Here is an 8,894-nt window from a genome sequence, read left to right as displayed (position 1 = left end):
TTTTATTTACATTATCATTGGATAAAAATCACTTAAATTCATAATATAAGAATTTTTATCAATTTCTAAAAGTGGCATATTTCAATACGTTAAAATCATTATTTTGTAATGTTATAATTTACACAAAACGGTTATTATGTTTAAAAAGAGAACTAACTTAGTTTAAAGGGGAAAAAATTATGGCAAGATATTTTTATTCATATAAATTAAATACTGCAGATCAGCCTGATCTGTTTCTGTGTGATGAAGGCTTATTGAAATTAGATATAGTCCAAGAAAAAATGGCCGAGCATCGTGTACCAATAAATCAAGATGGGTATGCTGAAGGTGAAGGGTATCATAATATTGAAATCATAAATGTAGGAACTGATCAAACTATTCAAGCCTTTTGCTTAACAACAACAAGTTTAGGCTATTATAATGAAGCACGTTTCACTGAAGGGTGTTTTACAACTGAAAGAAAACAACATTCTTATTCTACAAAATCTAGAGTGTACATAACAACCGACAACCAAGTAATTGTTATGTTTGATAATTCCCTAGAAGAAAGAGCCAAAGCTAAAGTTAGGGCCCAAATCGAATTATTAGGATTTGAAACATCCGCATTACAAATAAACGATTCATTAATTCGTTCTATTAAAGAACACTATACTTGGCGAGCTGCCTCTTTTAATAAAATCATTAAACATGGTGATAGTACAAAAAAAGTATCATTTGAAATTGATCCAGCTAATGACACAGATCCCTCTCAAATTGACCAGCAATATCAAGAACACGGAGAAATGTCTCATATAAAATTCGAAATGCCCTATAGTGTTCAAGGTGCGCCTACACTAATTACCGTTACTCTATATAGTAGTAAAAATCGAATTATTGTAAACGAAGAGGAATTTGCAAATGAACAATTATTCCATGAGTTTGTGGTATACTTAATAAAAAAACTTGGAGAATTAAGTTAATCCCGTATTACAGGAGGGATATTACAATGCAATTTAATATATATAAAGTAAGTGATAGTAAAAAACTACTTAAAATCACAAAAAAAAGAACCAGCTTTCTTGCCAAAAAAACTGGTATTAATACGTTTCATTCTAATGAACTAAACCATAATTTCTATCATATCGTTTTCCATATTCCTGATGAGTACAATGTTGGAGCAAAAACTGGCGGTAATTACATAAATTTCCCATTTTCTCAATACGTAAATTCTTTTTTATTTTTAAATAGTAATTATTTCCTTGTCGAACTAATTAACGAAGGATACACAAATGAAATTTTAGATTATATTAGTAAAAAAACAAATGTTTCATTTGATAAGCTTGATTTTGATAGTGATGTTATCAAACGGTTAGTTTCTACACTTGATGGTAAAATAAAGCAATTAGACTTTGTGGATGAAGATGGAGAAGATCAGGTTTTGGAACACGTAAAACTAGAGAGATTTTTACAAGTTGCTGATAACTGCACTATAGAATATGTACTTCTTAATGTAGAAGATCGTCTAATTTCATTACACAATCGAGGAGTCTTGTCAGTAGATAATAGTGATGAAGACTACTTAATTAAATTTACAGAGGTAATAATGAATGCGTTGGTGGATTAACTTTTTAATTACAGCAGGTTTAATAGTTCTAGGAGGTTATATTGGTTCACTCTTTAACGGTGGTAAGCTTATAGAAGCATCTACACTGTATTGGAGTACCACAGTGGTTTGTTTTGCAGTTCTAACTCAATTCTTTGCCATTAAATCAGGTGAGTTTGAAAATGAAGCTAAGAATTATAAAGATGATATGTCTGCTATGTTGTTGACAAAAAAAGTAAATGGATCAAAAACATTTGATATTGCTTTTGATCCCCAAAATCTTACAGGAACCTTTTTGAGGAATAGCAATTACGTCTGTCATATTGTTATTAATTCCCCTATAAAACTAAGCAATCCGCCTGATTTAGAAATTAATACTTCAGCTCCTTGGAATATTACGGTTGGGACACTTCCTATTGCTCCTATATCACACGCTGAAGAATATAAATATTTTATTAATCACAGTAACATTACCAAAATTATTGAAAATAAGTATTTTGTCTATGAATTTAATTGCTGTTTTAATAGTTCTGGAGAACAGAAATATAAAATCACAGCTGAAACCTCTAAACTAAATGGAGAAATAAGAAACTCAATTGAGGTACATTGATTTACAATTTTTTAGCTAGTATTCTCTCAAAAAGCCTTCATAGGCTTTTCTTTTCCCCTAAAAACAGAACGTATGTTCAATCAAAATTAACGGAGTACACGATTATGCATATAATAAAACAAAAATATCATACTACATACATTGAAGACTACATTAAGAACTTATATCACTCTCTATTTATCTTTGTTCCTGAAAAAATTGATATGATAACGATTGCTCAAAACTTAAATATTTGGCTCCACTTCGCTCCATTAGGGAGCCGTGCTATTTGTAGAAATAATTTGCCCAGTATAATTATTGATAATCGAAAGTCACACTATCATCAATGGGAAGACTTTGGGCATGAACTTTGTCATATTTTATTTCATGAAGGTAATCAACTACATATCCCAAAGATGTTTTTAGATTACCAAGAAGCTAAAGCAAATAATTTCATGCTGCACTTTTGTATCCCTACTTTTATGCTTAGACAACTAGAGCTTCCTAATACAAAATTAGAGGCAATTCACCTAATAGTAGAAACATTCAATGTTTCATTTGAAACAGCACACAAACGCTTATTGTACTATGAAAATCAATTGTTAGCTAATTATTTACAAAAAACATTCTCTAAAGCATGCTGCTTAACTACACCATAAATTTATTTAACTTCTTTTTGTTTCATGACATTACAATGTAAATCATCCCTATAATCCATTAAACCTAATAATGAAATTTTACAAAATGAAATATCCAAAAAGCTGATAATAAAAAATGATAACAGGAAAAAGTACTCATATTGCAGAAAACTTTTCCCATTATATTTAACTTCTTTCTATACATTACAATTCGTATAATTTTATCAATGAGGAGGTACTACTATGAAAACCGCAATCTACTTAAGAAAATCCCGCGCCGATCTCGAAGCCGAAGCACGAGGCGAAGGAGAAACATTAGCAAAACATCGAACTACCCTGCTGAAAATTGCCAAGGAAATGAACTTAAATGTTTTAGCTGTTCGTGAGGAAATCGTTTCTGGTGAGAGTTTAGTGAAACGACCTGAAATGTTAGCATTGCTTGAAGAAATTGAAGATAACAAATATGATGTTGTTCTTTGTATGGATATGGACCGTTTAGGTCGTGGCGGTATGAAAGAGCAAGGAATCATTTTAGAGACGTTTAAACGCTCGAATACGAAGATTATGACACCTAGGAAGACTTATGACCTTAATGATGAGTGGGACGAAGAATACAGCGAATTTGAAGCTTTTATGGCACGTAAGGAGTTAAAGATTATTACACGCCGTATGCAACGCGGCCGTGTCGCTAGTGTGGAGGCTGGGAATTACCTCGGTACCCATGCGCCTTATGGTTATGATATCCACCGTTTAAATAAGCGAGAACGTACTTTAACAATTAATTCAGGAGAAGCTTCTGTTGTAAGAATGATATTCGATTGGTATGCAAACGAGGATATGGGCGCTAACGCAATCCGAAGCAAATTAAATGATCTTGGCTACAAAAGTAAGCTAGGTAATGAATGGAACCCCTACAGCATCTTGGATATATTAAAAAATAATGTGTACATCGGAAAAGTAACGTGGCAAAAACGAAAAGAAGTAAAACAGCCTGATGCCGTAAAAAGAAGTTGTGCTCGTCAAGATAAATCAGATTGGATTATTGCTGATGGCAAACATGAACCAATCATACCTGAAAGTTTATTTGAACAAGTACAAGAAAAATTAAACTCAAGATATCACGTTCCTTACAATACGAACGGAATTAAAAATCCTCTAGCTGGCATTATTAAATGTAGTAAATGTGGTTATAGCATGGTCCAACGTTATCCGAAGAACCGAAAAGAAACGATGGATTGTAAGCACCGTGGTTGTGAAAACAAATCAAGCTATACTGAATTAATTGAGAAGCGTTTACTCGAGGCATTAAAAGAATGGTACATCAATTATAAAGCTGATTTTGAAAAACATAAGCAAGATGACAAATTAAAAGAAACACAAGTTATTCAAATGAATGAAGCTGCATTACGTAAGCTTGAAAAAGAATTAGTGGATGTCCAAAAACAAAAAAATAACTTACATGATTTATTAGAACGTGGCGTTTACACAGTCGATATGTTTTTAGAACGCTCGAATGTAGTTTCTGATCGTATTACTGAAATTACTTCCACGATGGAAAACTTAAAGAAAGAAATTAAAACCGAAATTAAGAAGGAAAAAGTTAAGAAAGATACAATACCTCAAGTGGAGCATGTTCTTGATCTGTACTTTAAAACAGATGATCCCAAAAAGAAAAACAGCCTCCTAAAGTCGGTTTTAGAAAAGGCTATTTATAAGAAAGAAAAGTGGCAAAGGCTCGATGATTTCGAACTTGTGCTTTACCCTAAGCTTCCTCAAGATGGCGACATATAAGCGTTTATGCTTTGTCGTCACCTTGTTGGTGTAATTAGATTTACCCCATTAAGCCCTAAAGCATCATTTGTCGAAACAGCTAATACGACAGGCTTGCCATTTCTTAGCGTCGCTTTTGCTGCCATTAATACTGGAGAGTCTGTCATTGCATTTGCAAATTTACTCATAGAATTTCCTGTTAGTGGCGCAATCACCATACAATCTAGTGGAATTTTAGGTCCTAGTGGTTCTGCACCAACGATGGAATTAATCGCTTTAAAGCCTGTTACTTCTTCAATCTTTTTAATCCACTCTGCTCCTTCGCCAAATCTCGTATTTGTTGATTGAACAGTGTAAGAAACAACGGGGCGTACTTCTGCTCCCTCAGCAATTAATTTTTCTAAATGAGGCATTACTTCTTCGTACGTACAATGTGAACCAGTAAAACCAAACCCTATTCTTTTCCCTTTTAAATTCATTCCCCATTCTCCTTTCTTGCTATTACGTCTTCTGCTAGTAACTGAGAAAGAACGTTCGCTAAAATTTGTCCTGCTGTTTTTGGAGCAACAATACCTGGTAATCCAGGTGCTAACAGCGCTTTGACTCCTCTTTTTTCCGCATATCTAAAGTCGGTACCGCCTGGTTTAGAAGCTAAATCAATTACTAACGTATGAGCCGGCATTTTCGAAATAACATTCGCTGTCACGACGAGATGCGGAATTGTATTAATGACAATATCGTTATTTCCTACTTCTTTCTCAATATTTTGCATATGAAAAGGAGAAAACATCATTTCTGTAATACGTGCAATATGTTCCGATCGTCTTGCTCCAACTTTGACATGGGCTCCTAATGATTGAAATGCTCTGGCAACACTCATCCCTGTTCTACCAAATCCTAAAACCATTACATTGGAACCATGAATTGTATAGTCGGTATGTTGAATTACCATCATTAATGTACCTTCTACAGTTGGTATAGAATTGTAGATTGCCACATCATCACGATCAAATAATTTAACAAGTTTGCGGTTTGTAGTAGATACGAGATTTTCCAAGTAAGGCGTACCAATACCTGAATATATAGTAAAGTGTTCTGGTGTATTTTCAATTTGTTCTTTCGTTATAGAAACTTTTTCGTTTGAAAAAATAGTATCTACTTCTCCCTTAGCATTTGTACCTGCAACTGGCAAAATAATTGCATCTACAGAAGTGAAATCTAAATTTTGTATACTTTCTTTTGCTGCCCCTGTGAAGCCATGATCTAACTGATCAAACCCTATCAATGAAAGTTTCGCATCCAATTCAACTAGCTTGCGAATTACTTCTAGCTGTCTTGCATCTCCTCCTATGACAGCAATATGCATCTCAGTCAACATTCCCTAATTCACCTTCTTTTTCTGTCATTTATAAGAAAAGTGCCTACTTTTTCTTTTTCCTCCACATCATATGTAATGTACGAGTTTTAGGTGATTGAAAAACAAAAGCACGTATGATTTATCCCGCTATTTGTATGCAGTTAGACCTCCATCTCAACATTCGACATATGAGAGGACATTATACGGGAAATTGATTTCCGGTAAACGCTCGATTCATGTGAGCTTTTACTCAGAAGAGAATGAACAAAAAAAAGATGACCAAAATGGCCACCTTTCACTTCGAATTTGAATGATCCGTAATATCACAAAGGATCATATCGTGCCCTACTTTCTTAATTTGGCTCCACGTGACTCTTACTTCTTGTGGTTCCTTTTTAAAACCTCCCCATTTCCCAGCCGGTATGATAAGAGCCTGTATTTGGCCATCCTTCTCATCAATCTCTAAATCCACATAACCTAAAACTCCCATTTTTTCTGCTCTTTCTAAATTTACAATCTCTTTGCCACTTAATTCACTTAATCGCATACACTCTCCCCCTACCGAATTATGAATTTAAGTTATCCATAATTAGTACCTATTCTGTATATCAAAAAAAAATAACCGTATCTCTTTTAAAAGAGATACGGTTATTTTTACATACTTCATATAAAGCAATTATAGTTTTATTCCTTTTGGAAGTTTTCCATCTGGACTAATTAATGCTGCAGAGAATTCATCTGTAAACATGTTACGAATTAACTCATCAACATTTTCTTTTGTTACTGTGTTTACACTTTCAATAATCTCATCAAGTGAACGATGCTTACGAAGTAGCAATTCATTTTTACCATTACGGCTCATACGGCTATTCGTACTTTCTAAACTTAACATTAAGTTTCCTTTTAATTGCTCTTTACTATTAATAAGCTCTTTTTCTGTAATACCTGTATTTTTCAATGTTTCTAATGTTTCTTGCATTGTTTCATACAGTGTATCTAATTGTTGGCTACCTGTTCCACCATACAGCGTTAACATACCTGTATCTTCATAAGAAGAATGGTAAGAAAATACTGAATAGGCTAACCCGCGTTGCTCACGTACTTCTTGGAATAAACGGCTACTCATACTACCGCCTAAAACGTTATTTAATACAATTAAGTTATAAATATCTTCGTGTCCCATTTGTAAGCCTTTATATCCTAAACATAAATGAGCTTGTTCTGTTTCCTTTTTACGTGCTACCTTATTAAAATGGAAAATTGGGCTATGTACTTGTTCACGGTTTGTTGTTCCTTCATAACTACCGAAATATTGCTCTACCGTTTGCAAGAATGCTTCATCAATATTTCCTGCAACTGAAACAACGACATTTTCAGGTGTGTAATGATCCTTGATATATTGGCGTAGCGTATCACCTGTAAACGTATCAAGCGTTTCTTCCGTTCCTAAAATAGGATATCCAAGTGGATGCGTTTCATATGTTGCTTTCGTTAACATATCATGCACAATATCATCTGGAGCATCTTCGTACATTTTAATTTCTTCACATACGACATTCTTCTCTTTTTTCAGTTCTTCCTCATCAAATGTTGAATTAAAGAACATATCTGCTAATACATCTAAAGCATATTTAGCATGCTCATCTAGCACTTTTGCATAGTAACAAGTGTATTCTTTTGAAGTAAAAGCATTCACTTGCCCACCAATGCTATCAAATGATTCTGCAATTTCGCGTGCACTACGTGTTTCCGTTCCTTTAAAGAACATATGCTCTAAAAAGTGGGAAACCCCGTTATTTTTTTCATTTTCATTTCTTGATCCCGCATGAATCCAAATACCAATTGCAACCGATCTTACTGTTGGTATATTCTCCATAACGATTCTTACACCATTTTTACAAGTATATTTTTTAATCAAAAACTTTCCTCCTACTGCCAGTTTCTCTAATTAATTGCTATTATTTAATGATAACAAGTTTAAGGATGAATGTCATGCAAATGTATTTAATCCACACGTTTTTCATCCAGTAATTCTGTTATATTCCCTACTTTATATTCTTGTTCCTTCAATTTTGTAATCATTGTATCTAATGCTTCTGTTGTAGATGAAGTTGGATGCATTAATACGATAGCACCTGGATGTATTTTTGTCATCACTCTCTGCAATAGTACCTCTGGTTCAGGTCGCTTCCAATCAATTGTATCTACAGTCCACATAATCGTTCCCATTTGGAAATCATCTGCAATTTTCACGACTTCATCCCGAAAACTTCCACTCGGCGGAGCAAACCATCTTACCTTTTGATTCGTAGCTGCTTCGATCATTCGATTTGTTTTTTGTAACTGATCTCGGATTTCATCAGAAGATAGCGTTTTCATATTAGGGTGTGTGTAAGAATGATTTCCGACTTCTTGATTTGCATCAACAATCATTTTTGCAAATCGCAAATTTTCCTTCACCCAACGTCCTTCTAAAAAGAAAGTCGCTTTCACATCATGTTTTTTCAATATTTCTAATATACGAGGCAAATACTCGTTTCCCCACGCCACATTTATTGTTAATCCCACCATCTTTTTATTTGGATGTCCCCTATAAATTGGAGCTGGTGATAAATCTTCTAAGTGGACACTCGGTGATACTTCCTTGAATTCCAGATATTTTTGATCAAATTTCTTTAGTTTCCTCATATTATTATAAGATGCTTCGATATCAACTTGTCTTCCATTATATCCTGGTGTTAATTTCCATATCTTATCAATCATCGCGTTTTGAGGTGCAATCTCATATTGTTTTGCATGTTTTTGAATTTCTTCATATAAGTTATCCTGTGCAAAAACGGAATAAGAGCCTACACTGACATATAAAAAGAATATACATATGTATGCCAATATACGAGCTTTCATATAAACCCTCCCATTAACTATATAAAAACCTTTTTTCTTCTTATCTTTGTTAAT

9 protein-coding genes and 1 pseudogene are annotated in these 8,894 nt (G+C 33.8%); 5 read left to right on the top strand and 5 right to left on the bottom strand.

Going from position 1 to position 8,894, the window contains the following annotated elements; all coding sequences use genetic code 11:
- Nucleotides 1–179 precede the first annotated feature (179 nt).
- The 5 genes from DN389_RS09020 (at nucleotide 180) to DN389_RS09000 (ending at nucleotide 4,600) form a co-directional block, all read left to right on the top strand.
- Nucleotides 180–959, top strand: a complete 780-nt coding sequence (locus tag DN389_RS09020) for a hypothetical protein (protein WP_149237028.1) — start codon at nucleotides 180–182, stop codon at nucleotides 957–959.
- Nucleotides 960–985: 26 nt separating this feature from the next.
- Nucleotides 986–1,603, top strand: a complete 618-nt coding sequence (locus DN389_RS09015; protein ID WP_149237027.1) for a hypothetical protein — start codon at nucleotides 986–988, stop codon at nucleotides 1,601–1,603.
- Nucleotides 1,587–2,192: a hypothetical protein gene (locus tag DN389_RS09010; RefSeq protein WP_149237026.1), complete on the top strand. Its 606-nt coding sequence runs from the start codon at nucleotides 1,587–1,589 to the stop codon at nucleotides 2,190–2,192. The genes DN389_RS09015 and DN389_RS09010 overlap by 17 nt, the downstream gene beginning before the upstream one ends.
- Before the next feature lie 104 nt (nucleotides 2,193–2,296).
- Complete coding sequence (locus tag DN389_RS09005; RefSeq protein WP_149237025.1) at nucleotides 2,297–2,830, top strand: ImmA/IrrE family metallo-endopeptidase; 534 nt, start codon at nucleotides 2,297–2,299, stop codon at nucleotides 2,828–2,830.
- A gap of 222 nt (nucleotides 2,831–3,052) precedes the next feature.
- The gene (locus tag DN389_RS09000; protein ID WP_149237024.1) at nucleotides 3,053–4,600 is read left to right on the top strand and encodes a recombinase family protein; all 1,548 of its coding nucleotides are present in this window, start codon (nucleotides 3,053–3,055) and stop codon (nucleotides 4,598–4,600) included.
- A 32-nt stretch (nucleotides 4,601–4,632) separates the two neighbouring features.
- Here the strand turns inward: DN389_RS09000 and dpaB are convergent.
- From dpaB to DN389_RS08975, 5 genes and pseudogenes are all read right to left on the bottom strand, one after another.
- Nucleotides 4,633–5,058 (bottom strand): annotated as a pseudogene (gene dpaB, locus DN389_RS08995) (dipicolinate synthase subunit B); the annotation flags it as partial.
- Nucleotides 5,055–5,957, bottom strand: a complete 903-nt coding sequence (gene dpaA, locus DN389_RS08990; RefSeq protein WP_149237023.1) for a dipicolinic acid synthetase subunit A — start codon at nucleotides 5,955–5,957, stop codon at nucleotides 5,055–5,057. The gene dpaA and the pseudogene dpaB, both read right to left, overlap by 4 nt.
- Before the next feature lie 274 nt (nucleotides 5,958–6,231).
- Complete coding sequence (locus tag DN389_RS08985) at nucleotides 6,232–6,483, bottom strand: YlmC/YmxH family sporulation protein (protein ID WP_001239751.1); 252 nt, start codon at nucleotides 6,481–6,483, stop codon at nucleotides 6,232–6,234.
- A 129-nt stretch (nucleotides 6,484–6,612) separates the two neighbouring features.
- Complete coding sequence (locus DN389_RS08980) at nucleotides 6,613–7,854, bottom strand: M16 family metallopeptidase (protein WP_000593006.1); 1,242 nt, start codon at nucleotides 7,852–7,854, stop codon at nucleotides 6,613–6,615.
- Between the two features lie 86 nt (nucleotides 7,855–7,940).
- A complete protein-coding gene (locus DN389_RS08975) occupies nucleotides 7,941–8,840 on the bottom strand; it encodes a polysaccharide deacetylase family protein (protein WP_098189996.1) in 900 nt (299 codons plus the stop codon).
- Between the last annotated feature and the right edge of the window lie 54 nt (nucleotides 8,841–8,894).

The sequence above is a fragment of the Bacillus sp. AY3-1 genome, assembly GCF_008368785.1.
Classification (GTDB): Bacteria; Bacillota; Bacilli; order Bacillales; family Bacillaceae_G; genus Bacillus_A; species Bacillus_A wiedmannii.
Note: the sequence above shows the minus strand (reverse complement) of the source record. Positions and strands in the feature narration are given on the sequence as shown.

Coding starts and splice junctions, on each gene's coding strand:
- DN389_RS09020 (WP_149237028.1), top strand. CDS start 180: ATGGCAAGATATTTTTATTCATATAAATTAAATACTGCAGATCAGCCT.
- DN389_RS09015 (WP_149237027.1), top strand. CDS start 986: ATGCAATTTAATATATATAAAGTAAGTGATAGTAAAAAACTACTTAAA.
- DN389_RS09010 (WP_149237026.1), top strand. CDS start 1,587: ATGCGTTGGTGGATTAACTTTTTAATTACAGCAGGTTTAATAGTTCTA.
- DN389_RS09005 (WP_149237025.1), top strand. CDS start 2,297: ATGCATATAATAAAACAAAAATATCATACTACATACATTGAAGACTAC.
- DN389_RS09000 (WP_149237024.1), top strand. CDS start 3,053: ATGAAAACCGCAATCTACTTAAGAAAATCCCGCGCCGATCTCGAAGCC.
- dpaA (WP_149237023.1), bottom strand. CDS start 5,957: ATGTTGACTGAGATGCATATTGCTGTCATAGGAGGAGATGCAAGACAG.
- DN389_RS08985 (WP_001239751.1), bottom strand. CDS start 6,483: ATGCGATTAAGTGAATTAAGTGGCAAAGAGATTGTAAATTTAGAAAGA.
- DN389_RS08975 (WP_098189996.1), bottom strand. CDS start 8,840: ATGAAAGCTCGTATATTGGCATACATATGTATATTCTTTTTATATGTC.